General features: G+C 67.4%; 22 protein-coding genes. 20 read left to right on the top strand and 2 right to left on the bottom strand.

All coding sequences use genetic code 11. The features are described from left to right. Positions 1 to 33: 33 nt before the first annotated feature. The gene (locus H7A76_RS04770) at positions 34 to 804 is read right to left on the bottom strand and encodes a ParA family protein (RefSeq protein WP_022640297.1); all 771 of its coding nucleotides are present in this window, start codon (positions 802 to 804) and stop codon (positions 34 to 36) included. A 344-nt stretch (positions 805 to 1,148) separates the two neighbouring features. Between H7A76_RS04770 and H7A76_RS04765 the strand changes: the two genes are divergently transcribed. The 20 genes from H7A76_RS04765 to H7A76_RS04670 all read left to right on the top strand — a co-directional run bounded on the left by H7A76_RS04765 (position 1,149) and on the right by H7A76_RS04670 (position 18,097). Next, on the top strand, positions 1,149 to 1,871 hold the full coding sequence (locus H7A76_RS04765) for a beta-ketoacyl synthase chain length factor (protein WP_185697438.1): 723 nt from the start codon (positions 1,149 to 1,151) through the stop codon (positions 1,869 to 1,871). Beyond that, complete coding sequence (locus H7A76_RS04760) at positions 1,847 to 2,668, top strand: 1-acyl-sn-glycerol-3-phosphate acyltransferase (RefSeq protein WP_185697437.1); 822 nt, start codon at positions 1,847 to 1,849, stop codon at positions 2,666 to 2,668. The genes H7A76_RS04765 and H7A76_RS04760 overlap by 25 nt, the downstream gene beginning before the upstream one ends. Next, entirely contained in the window at positions 2,637 to 2,909 is a 273-nt protein-coding gene (locus H7A76_RS04755) for a phosphopantetheine-binding protein (protein WP_185697436.1), read from the top strand. Before H7A76_RS04760 ends, H7A76_RS04755 begins: the two co-directional genes overlap by 32 nt. Before the next feature lie 9 nt (positions 2,910 to 2,918). Then, complete coding sequence (locus H7A76_RS04750; protein ID WP_022640293.1) at positions 2,919 to 3,173, top strand: acyl carrier protein; 255 nt, start codon at positions 2,919 to 2,921, stop codon at positions 3,171 to 3,173. After that, a complete protein-coding gene (locus tag H7A76_RS04745; protein ID WP_185697435.1) occupies positions 3,170 to 3,715 on the top strand; it encodes a hypothetical protein in 546 nt (181 codons plus the stop codon). Before H7A76_RS04750 ends, H7A76_RS04745 begins: the two co-directional genes overlap by 4 nt. Then, positions 3,712 to 5,385, top strand: coding sequence for an AMP-binding protein (locus tag H7A76_RS04740; protein WP_185697434.1), 1,674 nt, complete (start codon positions 3,712 to 3,714; stop codon positions 5,383 to 5,385). Before H7A76_RS04745 ends, H7A76_RS04740 begins: the two co-directional genes overlap by 4 nt. Positions 5,386 to 5,404: 19 nt before the next feature. Then, positions 5,405 to 6,139 (top strand): glycosyltransferase family 2 protein, encoded by a 735-nt coding sequence (locus tag H7A76_RS04735; RefSeq protein ID WP_085595779.1) that lies wholly within the window; start codon positions 5,405 to 5,407, stop codon positions 6,137 to 6,139. Continuing rightward, positions 6,136 to 7,083: a glycosyl transferase gene (locus H7A76_RS04730; protein ID WP_185697433.1), complete on the top strand. Its 948-nt coding sequence runs from the start codon at positions 6,136 to 6,138 to the stop codon at positions 7,081 to 7,083. Before H7A76_RS04735 ends, H7A76_RS04730 begins: the two co-directional genes overlap by 4 nt. Continuing rightward, positions 7,064 to 8,608: a histidine ammonia-lyase gene (hutH, locus tag H7A76_RS04725; protein WP_185697432.1), complete on the top strand. Its 1,545-nt coding sequence runs from the start codon at positions 7,064 to 7,066 to the stop codon at positions 8,606 to 8,608. The genes H7A76_RS04730 and hutH overlap by 20 nt, the downstream gene beginning before the upstream one ends. Then, complete coding sequence (locus tag H7A76_RS04720) at positions 8,601 to 9,026, top strand: thioesterase family protein (protein ID WP_185697431.1); 426 nt, start codon at positions 8,601 to 8,603, stop codon at positions 9,024 to 9,026. The genes hutH and H7A76_RS04720 overlap by 8 nt, the downstream gene beginning before the upstream one ends. Next, entirely contained in the window at positions 9,023 to 9,634 is a 612-nt protein-coding gene (locus tag H7A76_RS04715) for an outer membrane lipoprotein carrier protein LolA (RefSeq protein WP_185697430.1), read from the top strand. The genes H7A76_RS04720 and H7A76_RS04715 overlap by 4 nt, the downstream gene beginning before the upstream one ends. Beyond that, positions 9,618 to 11,957 carry an MMPL family transporter gene (locus H7A76_RS04710; RefSeq protein ID WP_185697429.1) on the top strand — a complete coding sequence of 780 codons (2,340 nt, stop codon included), beginning with the start codon at positions 9,618 to 9,620 and terminating at the stop codon, positions 11,955 to 11,957. Before H7A76_RS04715 ends, H7A76_RS04710 begins: the two co-directional genes overlap by 17 nt. A 143-nt stretch (positions 11,958 to 12,100) precedes the next feature. Beyond that, on the top strand, positions 12,101 to 12,862 hold the full coding sequence (locus H7A76_RS04705; protein WP_185697428.1) for a class I SAM-dependent methyltransferase: 762 nt from the start codon (positions 12,101 to 12,103) through the stop codon (positions 12,860 to 12,862). Beyond that, the gene (locus H7A76_RS04700) at positions 12,859 to 13,344 is read left to right on the top strand and encodes a DUF3261 domain-containing protein (RefSeq protein ID WP_185697427.1); all 486 of its coding nucleotides are present in this window, start codon (positions 12,859 to 12,861) and stop codon (positions 13,342 to 13,344) included. Before H7A76_RS04705 ends, H7A76_RS04700 begins: the two co-directional genes overlap by 4 nt. Next, positions 13,341 to 14,537 carry a beta-ketoacyl-[acyl-carrier-protein] synthase family protein gene (locus tag H7A76_RS04695; protein WP_185697426.1) on the top strand — a complete coding sequence of 399 codons (1,197 nt, stop codon included), beginning with the start codon at positions 13,341 to 13,343 and terminating at the stop codon, positions 14,535 to 14,537. Before H7A76_RS04700 ends, H7A76_RS04695 begins: the two co-directional genes overlap by 4 nt. Beyond that, positions 14,534 to 15,007 (top strand): hotdog family protein, encoded by a 474-nt coding sequence (locus H7A76_RS04690; RefSeq protein ID WP_185697425.1) that lies wholly within the window; start codon positions 14,534 to 14,536, stop codon positions 15,005 to 15,007. Before H7A76_RS04695 ends, H7A76_RS04690 begins: the two co-directional genes overlap by 4 nt. Beyond that, positions 15,004 to 15,732, top strand: a complete 729-nt coding sequence (gene fabG / locus H7A76_RS04685) for a 3-oxoacyl-ACP reductase FabG (protein WP_185697424.1) — start codon at positions 15,004 to 15,006, stop codon at positions 15,730 to 15,732. The genes H7A76_RS04690 and fabG overlap by 4 nt, the downstream gene beginning before the upstream one ends. Beyond that, entirely contained in the window at positions 15,732 to 16,958 is a 1,227-nt protein-coding gene (locus H7A76_RS04680; protein WP_185697423.1) for a beta-ketoacyl-ACP synthase, read from the top strand. Before fabG ends, H7A76_RS04680 begins: the two co-directional genes overlap by 1 nt. A gap of 27 nt (positions 16,959 to 16,985) precedes the next feature. Next, positions 16,986 to 17,432 (top strand): hypothetical protein, encoded by a 447-nt coding sequence (locus H7A76_RS04675; RefSeq protein ID WP_022639928.1) that lies wholly within the window; start codon positions 16,986 to 16,988, stop codon positions 17,430 to 17,432. A 173-nt stretch (positions 17,433 to 17,605) separates the two neighbouring features. Further along, positions 17,606 to 18,097, top strand: a complete 492-nt coding sequence (locus H7A76_RS04670; protein ID WP_085595630.1) for an excinuclease — start codon at positions 17,606 to 17,608, stop codon at positions 18,095 to 18,097. Here H7A76_RS04670 and H7A76_RS04665 read toward each other — a convergent pair. Beyond that, complete coding sequence (locus H7A76_RS04665; protein ID WP_185697422.1) at positions 18,065 to 18,964, bottom strand: LysR family transcriptional regulator; 900 nt, start codon at positions 18,962 to 18,964, stop codon at positions 18,065 to 18,067. The genes H7A76_RS04670 and H7A76_RS04665 overlap by 33 nt on opposite strands. Positions 18,965 to 19,082 lie beyond the last annotated feature (118 nt).

The following is a 19,082-nucleotide window of genomic DNA, read 5'->3' as shown; positions in this document are numbered from 1 at the left end:
AGGCCACGCCCAGCGCCCATGGCCACTTGAAACTCAGGCGTTTTCCAGCAGGTTGTGCAGGTCGACGAACTGCTGGGTCAGCTTGTGCCGTGGATCGAGATGGATCAGCGGCAGGCTGGCCTGGTGGGATTCACGCATGCGCACCGAGCTGGCCAGGTACACCGGCAGCACCGGCAGGCCTTCGCCAATCAGCTCGTCGAGCATCTGTTGCGGCAGGCTGGCCCGGGCCTGGAACTGGTTGACCACGATACCCTCGACCTCGAGCTCTTCGTTGTGGTCCTCCTTCAACTCTTCGATCTCGGCCAGCAGGCCGTACAGGGCCTGGCGAGAAAAGCTGTCGCAATCGAAGGGAATCAGCACGCGATCGGCCGCGATCAGCGCCGATACCGCATAGAAATTCAGAGCTGGCGGGGTGTCGAGGTAGATCCGCTCGTAATCCTCGGACAACTCGTCGAGCAATTTGCGCAGCTTGTTGATCTTGTGCTTGGCCTCCAGCTTGGGCTGCAGGTCCGCCAGCTCGGCCGTGGCGGTCACCACATGCAGGTTGTCGAACGGCGTCTCGTAGATGTCCACCTGGTTCTTCCTGGAGAACGGCCCGGAGGACAGGGTCTGCTTGAAGAAGTCGGCGATGCCCATGGGAATGTCCTCGCCGGTCAGGCCGGTGAGGTACTGGGTCGAGTTGGCCTGGGCATCGAGGTCCACCAGCAAGGTGCGATAGCCCTCGCTGGCGCTGACCGCCGCCAGATTGCAGGCAATGCTCGACTTGCCCACGCCACCTTTCTGATTGAACACCACGCGCCGCATAGCTAGACCTCCGTGTATCAAAGATCCCCGAGTGTAGTAGCCCCCGCCGCCCCTTAGCTACCTCGGCAGCACAAGTTCGGCCGGCTATCCCGGGACCGGCCGGCTACTGCGCCAGCCCCGCTGCCAGGCGCCTGCACAAGGCCCCGAAAGCCGATAGCGGCGAAGGGACTCTTCGCTCCACGGCAGATTCTTCTCATTTGCGACCAGCAGCCCATCCGGCATTTGCTACATGACTGTTGCACCGGGATAATGCGCGCCACTGGCGCTTACGCGTCATCCTGGCCAGGCGCCACCCCCAGCGCCGCACCACGTCAAGAAAGCCCGCAGGGGCGGGATGAAACCAAGTGATCAAGTTCAATATCGCTCGATGGCGTGCGTGGGCCCCTGGGCTCGAGGGCGTGGACGCCTGGCAGGCCTGGTGCCAGCAGCCGGTCCTGCCGGCCAGCAGCGATAGCGCTCCGGACGTTTCCTTCCTGCCCGCCATGCAGCGCCGCCGCCTCAGTCGCCTGGCCCGCATGGCCTTCAGCGTTGGCTGGCCCCTGGCCGAGGGCCTCGAGCGCCTGCCCCTGGTGTTCATTTCCCGCCATGGCGAAACCCCGCGGACCCTGGAGATCCTCAGCGACCTGACCGCCGAGCAACCGTTGTCGCCCACCCAGTTCAGCCTCTCGGTGCACAACGCGGTGATCGGCCTGTGGTCCATCATGCGTGGCGAGACCAGCGAGATGACTGCCCTGGCCGCGGCCGGGGACGGCCTGGAGCACGGCATGCTGGAAGCCGCGGCGCTGTTGGCCGACGGCGCGCCCCACGTACTGCTGGTGATCACCGAGGAGCAGCCCCCCCAGGCCTACGCCGACTGGATCGACGACGTGCCCTTTCCCTATGCCCTGGGCCTGCTGCTGACCCCCGGCGAGGATTGGCAGTTGTCCCTGGATGGCACCGGCGCCCGGAGCCAGGCTCCAGCCCAATGGCCCCACGCCCTGAACCTGTTGCGTACCCTGCTCGGGCCGCAACCTTATTGCCAACATGCCTGGATGAATCGCACATGGACCTGGCAACGCAACCAGTGAAGGCCAAGGGGCGCGATGCCTATTACTGGCGCCTGGTGGCCACGGCGCTGAGCTTTGCGGTGTTCGGAATAGGTGGTTTATGCCTGCGCCTGGTGATCTTCCCGCTGCTGGCCTGCCTGCCCGGGAATGCCCTGGGCCAGCGGTTGCGGGCGCGCAAGACCATCAGCCGGCTGTTCTGGCTGTTCATCCGCTGGATGGCCAGGAGCGGCGTACTCACCTATGAGGTCGAGGGCGCCGGGCAACTGGGGCGCCCAGGCCAGATGATCATCGCCAACCACCCGTCGCTGATCGACGTGGTGTTCCTGATCGGCCTGGTGCGCGACGCCAACTGCGTGGTCAAGGACAGCCTGTGGAACAACCCCTTCACTCGCGGCCCGGTGCGCGCGGCCCAGTACATCAGCAACGACGGCAGCCTGGAGATGCTCGAGAACGCCTGCGGGGCTCTGCACGAAGGCCAGACGCTGATCGTCTTTCCCGAGGGCACCCGCACCCCGCCCGGCGCCGCGCCGGCCTTTCATCGGGGCGCGGCGGCGATCGCCCTGCGCGGTGCCAAGCTCATCACACCCGTGGTGATCCGGGTCAGCCCCAGCACGCTGACCAAGGCCGAGCCCTGGTACCGGATCCCGCAACGCCGGGTGCACTTCAGTTTTCACGTCGGTGCCGATATAGACCCACAGACCTTTGCCGCCCAGGGCCCGGCGCCCCAGGCTTCGCGCAAGCTCAATGAGCACTTGCACCACTATTTCACCAAGGAGCTCGCCAAAGATGAGCGATACGCACCCGGACCTGATGCTTGAAATCAAACGGCTGATCATCGATGCCCTGGGCCTGGAAGACATCAGCGCCCAGGACATCGGCGACCAGCAGACACTGTTCGGCGAAGGCCTCGGCCTGGATTCGGTGGACGCCCTGGAGCTGGGCCTGGCGATCCAGAAGAAATACGGCATCAAGATCGACGCCGACGCCAAGGACACCCGCAATCACTTCAGCAACGTGGCGAGCCTCGCGGCCTTCGTCAGCGCAAAACAGGCAGCTTGAGAACCGACCATGCAAACCCGTGACGACATCTTCAATACCCTGCGCGATGCCCTGGTCGAACTCTTCGAAGTGGAGCCATCGAGCATCAGCCTGGACTCCAACCTGTACCAGGACCTGGAAATCGACAGCATCGACGCCGTCGACCTGATCGACCACATCAAGCGCCAGACCGGCAAGAAAATCGCCGCCGAGGAGTTCAAGTCGGTGCGTACCGTCAACGACGTGGTCGAGGCGGTCTACCGTCTGGTCCAGCCGGCCGCATGAACCGCCTGATCGGCCTGGGCTTGTTGCTGGCCGGCCTGCTTTATCCCTTCGCCGTGTACTGGGGCATGGAGCACTTCGCGCCATGGCAATTCGGCCTGCTGCTGGGCAGCCTGTGGCTGGTCCGGGCACTGACCGGCGAACGCCGTCCCGGCAGCCTGTGGATGGCCGGCGCCGCGCTTGTCTTCTGCCTGTTGCTGGCCTGGTTCGACCGCCCGGGGCTGCTGCGCTGGTACCCGGTGCTGATCAGCGCCTGCATGCTGGGGCTGTTCGGCCTGAGCCTCAAGCATGGCCCGCCAGTGGCCGAGCGCCTGGCCCGCCTCAGCGAACCGGAGCTGCCGCCACAGGCCGTACGCTACACCCGCCAGGTGACCATCGCCTGGAGTCTGTTCTTCCTCTGCAACGGCCTGGTCGCCGCCGCCCTGACACTCTGGGCGCCGCTGGACTGGTGGATGCTGTACAACGGCCTGATCGCCTACGGGCTGATGGGTTTGCTGTTCGCTACCGAATGGCTGTTGCGCCAACGGGTAAGAGGCCGTAGATGAACTGGATTCCCCTTGAGCGGCTCTTGCTCGGGACACAAGGGCCACGGTTGGCCAGCGCCCATCCCGAGATCGACCTTGCGACCCTGCAGGCCCGGGCCCTTGGCCTGGCCGCGACCCTCCGGGAGCGGCACGTCGAGCGCGTGGCGATCCACCTGGAAGATGCCGTGGAGCTGGCGGTGGCCCTGCTCGGCGCCTGGCGTGCCGGGGCCAGCGTGCTGCTGCCCGCCGACCTGCAAGCCCAGACCCGCCAGCGCTGGGCGACGGAGGTCGACTTGTGGCTGACCGACCAGGACCCGTTGCTGCCGGCAACCGCGACCAGCCCGCTGGCGGCGGCCGAACTGGACCTGGACACCTGCCGCCTGAGCCTGTGCACCTCCGGTTCCAGCGGCGAACCCAAGCGCATCGACAAGCGACTGCGCCAGCTGGCCAATGAAGTACAGGCCCTGGAGCAGCTCTGGGGCCACGACCTGGGCCCGGCCTGGATCATCGGCAGCGTCGCCACCCAGCACATCTATGGCCTGCTGTTCCGGGTGCTCTGGCCACTGTGCGCCGGTCGCCCGTTCCTGCGGCGCCAACTGGCGTTCCCCGAAGACCTGCAACGGGCCAGCCGCCAATGCCCGGCATTCGCCTGGGTGGCCAGCCCGGCACTGCTCAAGCGCATGGGCGACAACCTCGACTGGCCGGCCCTGAGCCAGGTCCGGCGGGTATTCTCTTCCGGCGGCGCCTTGCCCGCGCCCGCCGCCGCGAGCTTGCAGCAGCGCCTGGGGCAATGGCCCACGGAGATCCTCGGCAGCTCCGAGACCGGCGGGATCGCCTGGCGCCAGGGCGCGACCCTGTGGCAACCCTTCGCCGATGTGCAACTGGGCCAGGATGCCGACGGCGCGCTGTTGATCGCCTCGCCCTACCTGCCGGCCGGACACGTGGAACACAGTGCCGATGCCGCGCGAATCGCCACCGACGGCCGCTTCGAACTGCTGGGGCGCCTGGACCGCATCGTCAAGCTGGAAGAAAAACGCATCTCCCTGCCCATGCTGGAGCAGGCCCTGGAAAGCCATGCCTGGGTCGCCGAGGCCCGCCTTGGGGTGATCGAGGAGAACCGTGCCTACCTGGGCGCCCTGCTGGTGCTCGACGAAGCCGGCCTGCATGTACTGCGCAACCAGGGCCGGCGCCACCTGGTCCAGGCCCTGCGCCAGCACCTGGCCCAGCACTGCGAGGCCCTGGCCCTGCCCCGGCGCTGGCGCCTGCTGCGCCAGTTGCCGCTCACCGCCCAGGGCAAGCTGCCCCAGGCCCAGGTCCAGGCCCTGCTCCAGGCGCCGCGCCCGCGGGAGCCGGAAGTCCTGGCCCAATTGCAGCAGGACGACGAGTGGCAGCTGCAACTGGCGATCCCCCCGGACCTGGCCTATTTCAGCGGGCATTTTCCCCAGGCGCCGATTCTTCCCGGGGTGGTGCAGGTGGACTGGGCCCTGGCCCTCGGCCAGCGCCTGCTGGAACTGCCGGGTCGTTTCGCCGGCATGGAAGTGCTGAAGTTCCAGCAACTGATACGCCCCGGCGATCGCATCCAGTTGAACCTGCGCTTCGACACCCAGCGCCAGAAGCTGTACTTCGCCTACCTCAATGCCGGGGCCGCCTGTTCCAGCGGCCGTATCCTGCTGGAGGACAGCTGTGGATAAGTTGTCCAGCCAGGCGCCTGTGCATAACCCTTGCGCGGTGATCCCGGTCTACAACCACGAGGGCGCCGTGCCGGCGGTGGTCGACGCCCTGCGGGAACAGGGCCTGCCCTGCATCCTGGTGGACGACGCCAGCAGCCCCGGGTGCGCCAGCGTGCTGCAACGCCTGGCCGAGCGCGAGCAAGTATTCCTGGTGCGCCTGGCGGTCAACCAGGGCAAGGGCGGCGCGGTCATGGCCGGGCTGCGGGAGGCCGCACGCCTGGGCTTCAGCCATGCCCTGCAAGTGGACGCCGACGGCCAGCACGACCTGAGCGCTGTGGATAACTTCATCCACTGCTCGCGCCAGTCGCCCCAGGCCCTGGTCTGCGGTTATCCACAGTACGACGCCAGCGTGCCCAAGGGCCGCCTCTATGCCCGCTACCTGACCCATGTCTGGGTGTGGATCAACAGCCTGTCGTTGCAGATCCCGGACTCCATGTGCGGTTTCCGGGTCTATCCCCTGGCACCGACCCTGGCCCTGGTCGATTCAGTGGCCCTGGGCCGGCGCATGGACTTCGACCCGGAAATCCTCGTGCGCCTGTCCTGGCGCAACCAGGCCATGCTCTGGCTGCCGACCCGGGTCCACTATCCCCAGGACGGCCTCTCGCACTTTCGCCTGTGGCACGACAACGCCCTGATCTCCAGGATGCACGCCAAGCTGTTCTTCGGCATGCTCGCGCGCCTGCCTCTGATTCTCTGGCGGCGGTGGCGCACATGAACCGCGAGCCCTCCTCCAACAGGCATTGGGCCGAACGCCGCGAACGCGGCAGCTTCTGGCTGATGAAACTCACCGCCTTCGGCGTACGGACCCTGGGCCGCCGGGCGCTGAGCCCGCTGCTGTACGCCATCGTCCTGTACTTCTTCCTGTTCGGCCGCAGCGCCCGCCGCAGCATCTGGCAATACCAGCTGCGCCTGGCCCGCTTCCACCAGCGCGAAGACCTGCTGCCCAGCCAGCGCCGGGTATTCGGTCAGTTCATGGCCTTCGCCGAGGCCCTGCTGGACAAGCTCGATGTGTGGAACGGCAAGCTGCGCCTGGAACAGATCGAGATCCTCGACCCGGCGGGCCTGCGCCAGCAACTGCGCGGCGAGCGCGGGCAACTGCTGGTGGGCGCGCACCTGGGCAACCTGGAAGTCTGCCGGGCCCTGGCCGAACTCGGCGAGCAGGTGACCATGAACGTGCTGGTGCATACCCGGCATGCCGAACGCTTCAACCGCCTTCTGGGCGAGGCCGGGGCCAGCAACCTGCGGCTGGTCCAGGTCAGTGAGCTGGACCCGGCGATCATGCTGCAACTGAGCCAGCGCCTGGAGCGCGGCGAGTGGCTGGCGATCGCCGGCGACCGCGTGCCGCTGCACGGCGGGCGCAACGTGCAGGTGGACTTCCTCGGCCAGCCGGCGGCCTTTCCCCAGGGGCCCTGGCTGCTGGCCGGGCTGCTCAAGTGCCCGGTCAACCTGTTGCTCTGCCTCAAGCAGCAGGGGCGCTACCGAGTGATCCTCGAACCTTTCACCGAGGCCGTGCAGTGGAAGCGCAACGACCGCCAGCAAGTGATCGCCCACTGGGCCGCGCGCTATGCCGAGCGCCTGGGCCAGTACTGCCTACAAGCCCCGCAACAGTGGTTCAACTTCTACCCATTCTGGAAAACCGATGACAACCTCGACTCCTGAGCCGGTCACCTTCGGCGAACATCCCTTGCGCATCGAGGACGTGCTGGCCCTGGCCAACCGCCGGGCGCCAGCGCGCCTGCAAGCCGATGCGGCCTGGCGCCAGCGTATCGCCAAGGGCGCGCAGTTCCTCGACTCCCTGCTGGACAAGGAAGGGGTGATCTACGGCGTGACCACAGGTTACGGCGACTCCTGCGTGGTGGCGGTGCCACTGGAGCATGTCGAGGCGCTACCCCGGCACCTGTACACCTTCCACGGCTGCGGCCTGGGCCAGTTGCTCGATCCCCAGGCGACCCGGGCGGTGCTGGCGGCGCGCCTGCAGTCGCTGTGCCACGGCATGTCCGGAGTGCGCGTGGAGTTGCTGGAACGCCTGCAAGCCTTCCTCGACCTGGACATCCTGCCGCTGATCCCCCAGGAAGGCTCAGTGGGCGCCAGTGGCGACCTGACGCCGCTGTCCTACGTGGCCGCCACCCTGTCCGGGGAGCGCCAGGTGCTGTTCCGTGGCGAACGCCGCGAGTCGGTCGACGTACACCGCGAGCTGGGCTGGCAGCCCCTGGTACTGCGGCCCAAGGAGGCCCTGGCGCTGATGAACGGCACCGCGGTGATGACGGGCCTGGCCTGCCTGGCTTTCGCTCGCGCCGACTACCTGCTGCGCCTGGCGACGCGGATCACGGCCCTGAACGTGGTGGCCCTGCAAGGCAACCCGGAGCACTTCGACGAACGCCTGTTCGCCGCCAAGCCCCATCCGGGCCAGACCCGGGTGGCCGCCTGGCTGCGCCAGGACCTGGCGATCGACGCCCCCACCGCGCCCCTGCATCGTCTCCAGGACCGCTACTCCCTGCGCTGCGCGCCCCATGTACTGGGGGTGCTGGCCGACAGCCTGGGCTGGTTGCGCGCGTTCATCGAAACCGAGCTCAACAGCGCCAACGACAACCCGATCATCGACGCCGAGGCCGAGCGGGTGCTCCACGGCGGGCACTTCTATGGCGGGCACATCGCCTTCGCCATGGACAGCCTGAAGAACCTGGTGGCCAACGTCGCCGACCTGCTGGACCGGCAACTGGCCCTGCTGGTGGACGTGCGCTACAACCACGGCCTGCCGAGCAACCTGTCCGGCGCGACGGCCGAGCGGGCCATGCTCAACCATGGATTCAAGGCGGTGCAGATCGGCGCCAGCGCCTGGACCGCCGAAGCCTTGAAGAACACCCTGCCGGCCAGCGTGTTCTCGCGCTCCACCGAGTGCCACAACCAGGACAAGGTGAGCATGGGCACCATCGCCGCCCGCGATGCGCTGCGCGTGCTGGAGCTCACCGAACAAGTGGCCGCCGCGACCCTGCTGGCCGCCAACCAGGGCGTCTGGCTGCGCAGCCGCGAAGCCGATGCCCGAGCCTTGCCGGCGGCCCTGGCGGCCATGCGCGAGCAGCTGGCCGAGGATTTTCCACCGGTGATCGAGGACCGCGCCCTGGAGGGCGAACTGCGCCTGTGCCTGCAACGTATCGCCGCACAACACTGGAGGTTGCATGCGTAGCCAGGGAGCGATCTACGTCGATACCCAGATCCTGGTGCCGTTCTTCGATGTCGACACCATGCACGTGGTCTGGCACGGGCATTACGTCAAGTACCTGGAGGTCGCCCGCTGCGCCCTGCTCGACAAGCTCGGCCACAACTATGAGCAAATGCGCGACTCCGGCTACGCCTGGCCGGTGATCGACCTGCAACTGCGCTATGTACGTGGCGCGGTGTTCGGCCAGACCCTGAACGTGCGCGCCAGCCTGGTGGAATGGGAGAACCGCCTGAAGATCAACTACCTGATCACCGACCTGGCCACGGGCGAGCGCCTGACCCGCGCCAGCTCGGTACAAGTGGCCGTGGCAATCGCCAGCCGCGAAATGCAGCTGGCCTCGCCCAAGATCTTCACCGACGCCGTGGAGCGCCTGTTGCCATGACCTTCTGCCAACGCTTGCTACTGGCCTGCCTGCTTCTGCTGGCCGTGCCGCCCCTGACCCAGGCCCAGGACTTCGACCTGCAGCGATTGAGCGAGCAGCTGTCGCGCCCCGAGGTGATCCATGGTCGTTTCATCCAGGAAAAACACCTGCGGGCCCTGCCCCAGCCGCTGACCAGCAAGGGCCAGTTCGTCCTGGCCCGCCAGCATGGCCTGCTGTGGCTGTTGCAGACCCCATTGCAACAGGACTACCGCATCACGCCCAAGGGCATCGCCCGCCGCGATGCCGAGGGCTGGCAGATGCTGCCGGGCAAGAGCGCCGGCGCCGAGCACAACCGCCTGTTCCTGGCCGTGCTGCAAGGCGACAGCAGTGGCCTGCAGCGGGACTTCGAACTGCGCCTGCAAGGCACCGCGCAAGACTGGCACCTGCAACTGCTGCCCCGTTCACTGCTGCTCCAGCAGATCTTCACCCGGATCGACATCGACGGCGGCGCCCTGGTGCAACGCATCGAGCTGCTGGAAGCCCAGGGCGACCGCACGTTGTTGATCATGCAGGACAGCACCAGCAACCAACCCCTGAGCGACCTGGAACGCCATGACTTTGCCGAGTGAGCGCTGGTTGCCACGCCTCTTCCTGATCCTGCTGGCCCTGGTCCTGGCCACTGCCGCCTGGCAGTGGCGCCACGGCGCGCCCTTGTCGGCCGACCTCATGGAACTGGTGCCAGGCACGGCCCCGGACGCCCTGGAGTTGCAGGCCGAACAGCGCATGCAGGAGCCGTTGAACCGCGAGATCCTGGTCCTGGTGGGCCACGCCCAACGCCAGCAGGCGCTGGACCTGGCTCGCGAACTGGCCGGGCAGTGGCAGGCCAGCGGCCTGTTCGACAAGGTCCAGTGGACCCTGCAGGCCGACCTGCCGGCCTTGCGCAAGCAACTGTTGCAGGGTCGCCTGGCGATGCTTTCGGCCAAGGACCGCCTGCAGTTGCTCGAACAGCCCCAGGCCTTCATCCAGCAACGGGTGCAGAGCCTGTTCGACCCCTTCGCCGGCTTCACCCTGGTGCCCAGCCAGGATGACTGGCTGGGCCTGACCGGGCGGATCCAGGCCAGCCAGCCACAACACGCCAGCGTGCAACTGGACATCGGCAGCGGCGCGCTGCTGGCCGAGGCCGACGGCAAGCACTGGGTGCTGCTGCGGGCCCATACCGCCGGCAATGCCTTCGACCTGCGATTGCCGTTGCAGGTGGCCGGACTGCTGCAGCACAGCCGCGAACAGGCCGCTCACCAACAAGGACAGCTACTGGCGGCCAGTGGCTTGCTGTATGCCGCCAACGGCCAGCAACAGGCCTCACGGGAAATCTCCTGGGTCGGCGGAGGCGCGACCCTGGGCATCCTGGCACTGCTGCTCCTGGCCTTTCGCCGCTGGCACGCCTTGCTGGCCTTCGTCCCGGTGCTGGTGGGCATGCTGTTCGGCGCCGTGGCCTGCGTCGCCCTGTTCGGGCACATGCACGTCATGACCCTGGTGCTGGGCTCGAGCCTGATCGGCGTGGCCGTGGACTATCCACTGCACTACCTGTCCAAGAGCTGGAGCCTCAAGCCCTGGCGCAGCTGGCCGGCCCTGCGCCTGACCCTGCCGGGCCTGAGCCTGAGCCTGGCCACCAGTTGCATCGGCTACCTGGCCCTGGCCTGGACGCCATTCCCGGCCCTGACCCAGATCGCCGTGTTCTCCGCTGCCGGCCTGCTGGGCGCCTACCTGGCGGCCGCGTGCCTGCTGCCGGCGCTGCTGCGCAAGGTCGAGCTGCGTCCGGCGCAGTGGCCGCTACGGGTCGCCGCCGGCTTGCTGCGGCTGCGCAGCGCCCTGCTGGCACGGGTGCCGGGCCCGGTGCTGCTGGCGCTGCTGGGGTTGTTCTGCGCGGCGGGCCTGTGGCAGCTCGACAGCAAGAACGATATCCGCCAGTGGGTCGGCGCACCGCCCCAGTTGCTGCAAGAGGCCCAGGCCATCGCCCGGATCACCGGCTACCAACCCACCAGCCAGTTCTTCCTGGTGCGCGCAGCCGACCAGCAACAGCTGCTGGAGCGCCTCGACCTCCTGGACGAACGCCTGCGCCCCCTGGTGGGCCTGGACAAGCTCAAGGGCTACCTGTCGCTCAACCAGTTGCTCAGCCAGCCGGCGCAGCAACGCCAGGTCCGCGCGGCCCTCGAGCGCCTGCCCGAATACTGGCAGCCACTGCTGGCGCTGGGCGTGCCCGAGCAGGCGCTGCAAGCCGAGCTCAAGCAATTGCAGGAGCTGCCCCTGGCAGACATCGACAGCGCGCTGGCAGGGCCGCTGGCCGAACCCTTCCGGCCACTCTGGCTCGGCGCCAATGCCGAGGGCGTGGCCGCCCTGGTCAGCTTGCAGGGCCTGAACGACGCGGCCTTGCTGCGAGTCCAGTCCAGCGACCTGCCCGGCATCGAGCTGGTGGATCGCCTGGGCGAGCTGAACCAGGTCTTCGCCGCCACCCAGGTCAGCGCCGCCGAGCTCAAGCTGGCCTCCTGCGTGCTGATCGTGCTGGTGCTGGTCCTGCCCTTCGGTTTCGGCGGGGCCTTGCGCCTGGTGGCCCTGCCGCTGCTGGCGGCCCTGTGCAGCCTGGCCAGCCTCGGTTGGCTGGGGCAGCCACTGACGCTGTTCAGCCTGTTCGGCCTGCTGCTGGTGACCGCCATCAGCGTCGACTACGCGATCCTCATGCGCGAGCGGATCGGCGGCGCGGCCGTGAGCTTGCTGGGCACCCTGTTGGCGGCGCTGACCACCTGGCTGTCGTTCGGCCTGCTGGCCATCTCCAGCACCCCGGCGGTGAGCAATTTCGGCCTGGCCGTCAGCCTCGGCCTGGCTTTCAGTTTCATCCTCGCCCCCTGGGCCGGCCATGAACCGCACCCCGCTGCGCCAGCGGAGCCAGCACCGTGAGCCGGTCGCCGGCCAGCATGGCCTCCCCGAACCAGAATCCCGCCGCAGCGGCAAGGAGCCCCGATGCCATCCATTGAAATGGAATGTCGCCTGCTGGCGCAAAGCGCCAGCGTCCCCCCGGCAACCGATGCGAGGGTTCGCCCATGACCGGCCAGGCCTCGCCCTACCTGAGCGACAGCTACGTCGAGGAGACCCGCTTCGGCTTCTGGTTCCTGCGCAGCCATACCTGGCAGCACCATGTGTTGCGAGTGGCGATCAACGACCTGCGTTCACTGTTCGACGACGAGCCGCCGCACGCCCCGGTGCTGCTGGATGCCGGCTGCGGCCAGGGCAAGTCCTTCCAGCACTTGCGCCAGGTGTTCACTCCCCAGCGCCTGATCGGCATCGATGCCGACCCCCACAGCCTCGAACTCAGCGCCGAGGAAGCCCGGCGCCAGCAATGGGAGGTGGAACTGATCGGCAGCGACTGCGCGACCCTGAAGCTGGACGATGCCAGCGTCGACCTGTTGTTTTGCCACCAGACCTTCCATCACCTGGTGGAACAGGAAAAAGCCCTCGCCGAGTTCTATCGTGTGCTCAAGCCCGGCGGCTACCTGATGTTCGCCGAATCCACCCAGGCCTATATCGATACCTGGGTGATCCGCTGGCTGTTCCGCCACCCCATGCACGTGCAGAAAAGCGCCGCCGAGTACTTGCAGATGATTCGCCAGCAAGGCTTCGAGTTCTCCGAGGACAATGTGTCCTATCCATACCTGTGGTGGAGCCGCGCCAAGGACTTCGGCCTGCTGGAACGCTTTGGCCTGCGCCAACCGCCACCGGTGGGCCAGCGCGAGGAAACCCTGGTCAACGTGGTGGCCCGCAAGCCCCTGGCGGCGCCAGGCACCGGGCAAGGTCGAACCTCATGATCCGTGCCCTGCTGCTCGGTTGTGTCCTGCTGCTGAGCGCCTGCGCCAGCCAGGCGCCACTGCCGCAACGCGTGCCCGCGCTGGACCTGCCGCTGCAGCTGCATATCCAGCGCCAAAGCCAGGGCCAGCGCCAGGACTGGCTGCTGGTGCTCCAGGCCGAAGGGCCGGGACTGCGCTGGTCGCTGATGGACCCCCTGGGCATTCCCCAGGCCCGCCAGCGCCTGGTGGATGGCCACTGGCAAGCCGATGGCCTGCTGCCGCCCAATCCCGAGGCCAGGGAGCTGTTCGCCGCCCTGCTGTTCGCCTTGACCCCGGCGGCCGAATTGCCGGCCAGCTACCCCGGCGCTCAAACCCAAGACCAGCGGCGGGCCCTTGGCCAACGCTGGCGGGTCACTTATCGACAAACACTGGATTTCATCGTGGAACTGCCCCAAGGCCCGCACTATCAGGTCACCGCGCTGACCTCCGAGACCACTCCATGACCGCCTACCTCAACGCCCTCGGGCTGGTCTGCGCCCTGGGCCGCAATCGCCCGGCAGTCGCCCGTCGCCTGTTTGCCGGCGACTGCTCGGGCATGCGTGCAGAAAGCGGCTGGGTACCCGAACGCACGTTGCCGGTGGCGGCGGTGCGCGGGCCCCTGGCCAGCCTGCCGCCAGGACAGCAGATCCATGGCAGCCGCAACAACCAGCTGCTGCTGGAAGCCACGCTGCAGATCGAGGACGACATCCGCCGGGCCATCGAGCGCTACGGCCATGGCCGGGTCGGCGTGGTCCTGGGCACCAGCACCTCGGGGATCGACGAGGCCAGCCGCGGCCTCGCCGGCTACCTGCGGGACCGGCAGTTCCCGGCGGACTACAACTATCGCCAGCAGGAGCTCGGCGCCCCGGCCAACTTCCTCGCCCAGTGGCTGCAATTGAGCGGGCCGGCCTACGTGATCTCCACCGCCTGTACCTCCAGCGCCCGGGCCCTGCTCAGCGCCCGGCGCCTGCTGGACCTGGGGATCTGCGACGCGGTGCTGTGCGGTGGGGTCGACAGCCTGTGCAAGCTGACCCTCAACGGTTTCTCGGCCCTGGAGGCGGTCTCCGGCCAGCGGTGCAATCCGTTTTCGCGCAATCGCGACGGCATCAATATCGGTGAGGCCGCGGTGCTGTTCCTGATGACCCGGGAACCCGGCGCCGGGCCTTCCATCGCCCTGCTCGGCGGTGGCGCCAGTTGCGATGCCTACCATATCTCCGCGCCGGCACCCGACGGTCGCGGCGCCCTGCAAGCCATGGAACTGGCGTTGCGCAGCGCCCAGTTGCAAGCCCGGCAGATCGCCTACCTGAACCTGCACGGCACCGCCACCCAGCACAACGACGCCATGGAAAGCCTGGCGGTGGCCGGACTGTTCCCCGAGGGCGTGCCCTGCTCCTCGACCAAGCCCATGAGCGGCCATACCCTGGGCGCCGCCGGGGCCCTGGAAGCAGCGTTCTGCTGGCTGGCCCTGGGTGCCGACAACCCCGGCGGGGCCTTGCCGCCCCATGTCTGGGATGGCCAGGCCGATCCGGCGCTGCCAGGGCTGCACTGGGTCACGGCCGCCGACCGCCTGGAATCCCATTCACCCCGCCGCCTGATGAGCAATTCCTTCGCCTTCGGCGGCAACAACGTCAGCCTGATTATCGGAGACGCCCCATGATTGACTGGCCGCTCGCCGAACTGCTGCCCCATGCCGGCGACATGATCCTCATCGACCAGGTCCTGGCCTTCGATGAAGAGCAAGTGCGCACCCGCCTCGAAGTCCGCCCCGGCGGCCTGTTCAACCGGCCCGACGGCAGCCTGCCAGCCTGGGTCGGCGTCGAGCTGATGGCCCAGAGCGTCGCCGCCTACGCCGGTTGCCGTGCCCGCCAGCAAGGCCAGCCAGTGGAGCTGGGCTTCTTGCTGGGCACTCGCAAGTTCCAATGCAATGTCGAGTGCTTCCCCGCCGGCAGCGTGCTGGAAATCCATGCAGCGTGCTCCCTGGAGGACGACAACGGCATGGGCGTGTTCGAGTGCCACCTGAGCGGCCCGGGCATCGCCGCCAGTGCACGCCTGAACGTCTACCGCCCGCCCCGGGCCGCCGACTACCTGCATGAAACCGCCGATTCTTCCCAAGGAACCCCGTCATGACTGACTCCATACTGGTCACTGGCTCCAGCCGTGGCATCGGCCGTGCCATCGCCCTGCGCCTGGCCCAGGCCGGTTATGACCTGGTGCTGCATTGCCGCACTGGCCGTACCGAAGCCGAAGCCGTCCAGGCCGAGGTCCAGGCCCTGGGCCGTACCGCCCGCATCCTGCAATTCGATGTCGCCGACCGCGCGGCCTGCAAGGCGGCCCTGGAGGCCGATGTCCAAACCCATGGCGCCTACTATGGCGTGGTGCTCAATGCCGGCCTGACCCGCGACGGCGCCTTCCCGGCCCTGGGCGAGGAGGACTGGGACCAGGTGCTGCGCACCAACCTCGACGGTTTCTACAACGTCCTGCATCCCGTGATGATGCCGATGATCCGGCGCCGCGCCCCCGGGCGGATCGTCTGCGTCGCTTCGGTCTCGGGCCTGATCGGCAACCGTGGCCAGGTCAACTACAGCGCGTCCAAGGCCGGCCTGATCGGTGCCGCCAAGGCCCTGGCCATCGAGCTGGGCAAGCGCAAGATCACCGTCAACTGCGTGGCCCCGGGCCTGATCGACACCACCATGCTCGACGAGCATGTACCGGTGGAGGAACTGCTGAAGATGATCCCCGCGCAGCGCATGGGCACCCCGGAAGAAGTGGCTGGCGCGGTGAATTTCCTGATGTCCGCCGAAGCCGCCTACATCACTCGCCAGGTGCTGGCGGTCAACGGGGGCTTGTGCTGATGAAGCGCGTGGTCGTCACCGGCATGGCCGGCATCACCGCCCTGGGCAACGACTGGGACAGCCTGGTCGAGCGCTTCGCGGCCAATCGCAGCGGCATCCGGCGGATGGACGAGTGGGACAGGTTCAGCGAGCTCAACACCCGCCTGGCCGGCCCCATCGACGATTTCCAGGTGCCCGGGCACTGGACCCGCAAGCAACTGCGCAGCATGGGCCGGGTCTCGCGGCTGGCGGTCGCGGCCGCCGAACAGGCCCTGGCCGACGCCGGGCTGCTGGGCGATCCCTCGATCAAGGATGGGCGCATGGGCGTGGCCTGCGGCTCGTCCACCGGCAGCACCGAGGAGATCAAGGCCTTCGGCAACATGCTGCTGAACTCGGTGGCAGAAGGGCTCAACGCCAACTCCTACGTGCGCATGATGCCCCACACCACCGCGGCCAATATCAGCATCTTCTTCGGTCTCACCGGGCGCCTGATTCCCACGTCCAGCGCCTGTACCAGCGGCAGCCAGGGCATCGGCTATGCCTACGAGGCGATCAAGTTCGGCCGCCTGCCGATGATGCTCGCCGGAGGCGCCGAGGAGCTGTGCCCCACCGAAGCCATGGTATTCGACGCGCTGTATGCCACCAGCTTGAAGAACGATGCGCCCCAGAGCAGCCCGCGGCCCTACGATTGCGCGCGCGACGGCCTGGTGATCGGCGAAGGCGGCGGCATGCTGGTCCTGGAAGAGCTGGAGCATGCCTTGGCCCGGGGAGCGCGGATCCACGCGGAAATCGTCGGTTTCGGCAGCAACGCCGACGGCCAGCATACCACCCGTCCCGAGCAGGCCACCATGCGCCGGGCCATGGAGCTGGCGCTGGAAGACGCGGCCCTGGCGCCCGCCGCCATCGGCTACGTCAACGGCCATGGCACCGCCACCGAACAGGGCGACATCGCCGAGACCCAGGCCACCAGCAGCCTGTTCGGCAGCCGCATGCCCATCAGCTCGCAGAAGAGTTTCCTCGGCCACACCCTGGGCGCCTGCGGGGCCCTGGAATCCTGGTTCAGCATCGAGATGCTCAAGCGCGACCTCTACGTGCACACCTGCAACCTGGACCGGGTCGACCCTCGCTGCGGCGAGCTGGACTACCTGCAAGGCGGCTTGCGTGCCATGAGCCACGAATACGTGATGAACAACAACTTCGCCTTCGGCGGCGTGAACACCTCGTTGATCTTCCGCCGCTGGTCCTGACCCTTGCCGCCTCCTGGAGAAAATGGAATGTCCTCCCTGCTTCGCGCCACCTTGATCGTCCTCGCCCTGCTGGGCACCGCGGCCTGCACCAGCAAGCCGATGTACACCCCCAACCGCATCATCCCGGCCACCATCCAGACCGACCACGAGCAGGTCAAGCAAGCGATCCTGAAGAACCTGGTGGCCCGCCAGTGGACCGTGCGGCAAATCGGCCCCGAGCTGATCCAGGCGGATATCACCGTGCGCGAGCAGTTCTACGCGAAGATCGATATCCAGTACTCCGCCAACCACTACAAGATCGTCTATCGCGACAGCCGCGCCCTGGACTACCAGGACGGCAAGATCCACAAGAACTACATCCGCTGGGTACGCCTGCTGGACAAGGGCATCCTGCGTGACCTGCGCGACGGCCAGAACCAGCGCACCGCGCAGCAGCTGTCGGACTCGGCGAAGGCCTTTCCCGCGGCCCAATGACCCCTGTGGCCGCTGTCGGGCGCCAGCGAGGCTACGCACGCGCGCAACGCGGGCGCAGATCCTGAAGGCTCGGCGGCTCGGCAACGGCTAGGGGATCGATCAGCGTCTACACTCGCAACAGCGGGCCGACGCGCCATGACGGCTTGCCTTTCACATCCGTCAAGGAGCCGACCATGCAAGTGAAAGCGCTGATTGCCCTGGCCCTGCTGTCCGTCTTCAGCCCTGACAGCCGGGCCACCAACCTGATGTACATGCCCTTCGAGAGCGTGGTGTCCGATGCCCTGCGCGCCGGACGCCTGGATGGCAGCGTGAAGTTCTACCTGGCGGGCAACCCGCACCCGGCGGTACTCCAGGTCAAGGTCACCGAGCTGGCCACCAACAAGAAGACCAACGCCTTCAACAAGAGCGATATCGCCGCCTGCGAATGGGCCCTGCAATCGGCCCTGATCACCCTGCAGGCCGCAGCCAAGCGGGTCGGCGCCAACGCCGTGACCAACATCGTCAGCTACTACAAGCAGCGCGTGCGCAAGGACCTCAACACCTACGAGTGCCGCGCCGGAGTGTTGATGGCCGGCGTGGCGTTGCGCGGCGACCTGGTGTTCCTGCAAACGCCGCCCCGCCCCAACAGCCCCTCAGCACGCGGCCCCGGTCTTGCGCGTCAGTAGCTCGACGAAGGCCTTGGCCATGGGCGAGCACTGGTCCTTGCGCTGCACCAGCCATACCGCCGTCATGGCTTGCGGGTCCAGCAGCCGGCGATAGACCACGCCGTCGATACGCATGCGCTGGTAGGACGCCGGCAACACCGAGACCCCAAGGCCCGCGGCCACCAGGCCGATGATGGTCATGGCCTCCGAGGCCTCCTGGGCAAAATGCGGGGTGAACCCGGCATCCCGCGACAGGTTCAGCAACTGGGCATACAAGCCGCTGCCATAGCTGCGGGGAAAGAACACGAAGGGCTCGTGGGCCAGCTCGGACAGGTACAGGCCTTCTTCGCGACCTTCGGCCAGCGGGTGCTTGGAACCGAGCACCGCCACCAGTGGCTCGCGCAACAGCTCCACCACCGACAGCGAATCCGGCAGGGGCAAGGGCCGCATGATGCCGACCTGGATGGCCTGGTCCACCAGTGCCTCGGCCACCTGGGTGCTGCTCATTTCCTTGAGCTTGAGGTGCACGGCGGCAAAGCGTTGGCGAAAGGCGAAGATTGCCTGGGGAATCGTCGAGTTGAAGGGCGCCGACGAGGTGAAGCCGATCTTCAACTCGCCCAGTTCGCCCAACTGCGCACGGCGGGCCACATCGGCGGCCTTGTCCACCTGGGCCAGTGCCAGGCGAGCCTCTTCGAGGAACAGCCGGCCGGCCTCGCTGAGCTCGACCCGACGATTGGTGCGCTCGAACAAACGCGCGCCGATCTCTTGCTCCAGGGCCTGGATCTGCTGGCTCAAAGGCGGCTGGGAAATGCCCAGGGCCTGGGCCGCGCGGCCAAAGTGCAGCTCCTCGGCCACGGCGATGAAGTAACGCAGGTGACGCAATTCCATGGGGATCCCATTGAGTCGTAGAACCTATCAAACAGGTCGAACAATATATTGGAATGAATTATTAGCCAGCTATATGCTTTTTTCATTGCCTGCCTGGCTGCGTTCCCCCCGAGGTCTC

Origin of the sequence: Pseudomonas sp. MSSRFD41, from assembly GCF_014230245.1 — a bacterium.
In the GTDB taxonomy this organism is placed as follows: Bacteria; Pseudomonadota; Gammaproteobacteria; order Pseudomonadales; family Pseudomonadaceae; genus Aquipseudomonas; species Aquipseudomonas piscis.
Note: the sequence above shows the minus strand (reverse complement) of the source record. Positions and strands in the feature narration are given on the sequence as shown.

What these genes read in the sequence shown, in the direction of transcription:
- H7A76_RS04755 (WP_185697436.1), top strand. Translation starts at nt 2,637, where the DNA reads ATGAGCGATACGCACCCGGACCTGATGCTTGAAATCAAACGGCTGATC.
- H7A76_RS04720 (WP_185697431.1), top strand. Translation starts at nt 8,601, where the DNA reads ATGCGTAGCCAGGGAGCGATCTACGTCGATACCCAGATCCTGGTGCCG.
- H7A76_RS04750 (WP_022640293.1), top strand. Translation starts at nt 2,919, where the DNA reads ATGCAAACCCGTGACGACATCTTCAATACCCTGCGCGATGCCCTGGTC.
- H7A76_RS04670 (WP_085595630.1), top strand. Translation starts at nt 17,606, where the DNA reads ATGCAAGTGAAAGCGCTGATTGCCCTGGCCCTGCTGTCCGTCTTCAGC.
- H7A76_RS04770 (WP_022640297.1), bottom strand. Translation starts at nt 804, where the DNA reads ATGCGGCGCGTGGTGTTCAATCAGAAAGGTGGCGTGGGCAAGTCGAGC.
- H7A76_RS04745 (WP_185697435.1), top strand. Translation starts at nt 3,170, where the DNA reads ATGAACCGCCTGATCGGCCTGGGCTTGTTGCTGGCCGGCCTGCTTTAT.
- H7A76_RS04665 (WP_185697422.1), bottom strand. Translation starts at nt 18,964, where the DNA reads ATGGAATTGCGTCACCTGCGTTACTTCATCGCCGTGGCCGAGGAGCTG.
- H7A76_RS04705 (WP_185697428.1), top strand. Translation starts at nt 12,101, where the DNA reads ATGACCGGCCAGGCCTCGCCCTACCTGAGCGACAGCTACGTCGAGGAG.
- H7A76_RS04675 (WP_022639928.1), top strand. Translation starts at nt 16,986, where the DNA reads ATGTCCTCCCTGCTTCGCGCCACCTTGATCGTCCTCGCCCTGCTGGGC.
- H7A76_RS04710 (WP_185697429.1), top strand. Translation starts at nt 9,618, where the DNA reads ATGACTTTGCCGAGTGAGCGCTGGTTGCCACGCCTCTTCCTGATCCTG.
- H7A76_RS04695 (WP_185697426.1), top strand. Translation starts at nt 13,341, where the DNA reads ATGACCGCCTACCTCAACGCCCTCGGGCTGGTCTGCGCCCTGGGCCGC.
- fabG (WP_185697424.1), top strand. Translation starts at nt 15,004, where the DNA reads ATGACTGACTCCATACTGGTCACTGGCTCCAGCCGTGGCATCGGCCGT.
- H7A76_RS04680 (WP_185697423.1), top strand. Translation starts at nt 15,732, where the DNA reads ATGAAGCGCGTGGTCGTCACCGGCATGGCCGGCATCACCGCCCTGGGC.
- hutH (WP_185697432.1), top strand. Translation starts at nt 7,064, where the DNA reads ATGACAACCTCGACTCCTGAGCCGGTCACCTTCGGCGAACATCCCTTG.
- H7A76_RS04690 (WP_185697425.1), top strand. Translation starts at nt 14,534, where the DNA reads ATGATTGACTGGCCGCTCGCCGAACTGCTGCCCCATGCCGGCGACATG.
- H7A76_RS04730 (WP_185697433.1), top strand. Translation starts at nt 6,136, where the DNA reads ATGAACCGCGAGCCCTCCTCCAACAGGCATTGGGCCGAACGCCGCGAA.
- H7A76_RS04700 (WP_185697427.1), top strand. Translation starts at nt 12,859, where the DNA reads ATGATCCGTGCCCTGCTGCTCGGTTGTGTCCTGCTGCTGAGCGCCTGC.
- H7A76_RS04740 (WP_185697434.1), top strand. Translation starts at nt 3,712, where the DNA reads ATGAACTGGATTCCCCTTGAGCGGCTCTTGCTCGGGACACAAGGGCCA.
- H7A76_RS04715 (WP_185697430.1), top strand. Translation starts at nt 9,023, where the DNA reads ATGACCTTCTGCCAACGCTTGCTACTGGCCTGCCTGCTTCTGCTGGCC.
- H7A76_RS04760 (WP_185697437.1), top strand. Translation starts at nt 1,847, where the DNA reads ATGGACCTGGCAACGCAACCAGTGAAGGCCAAGGGGCGCGATGCCTAT.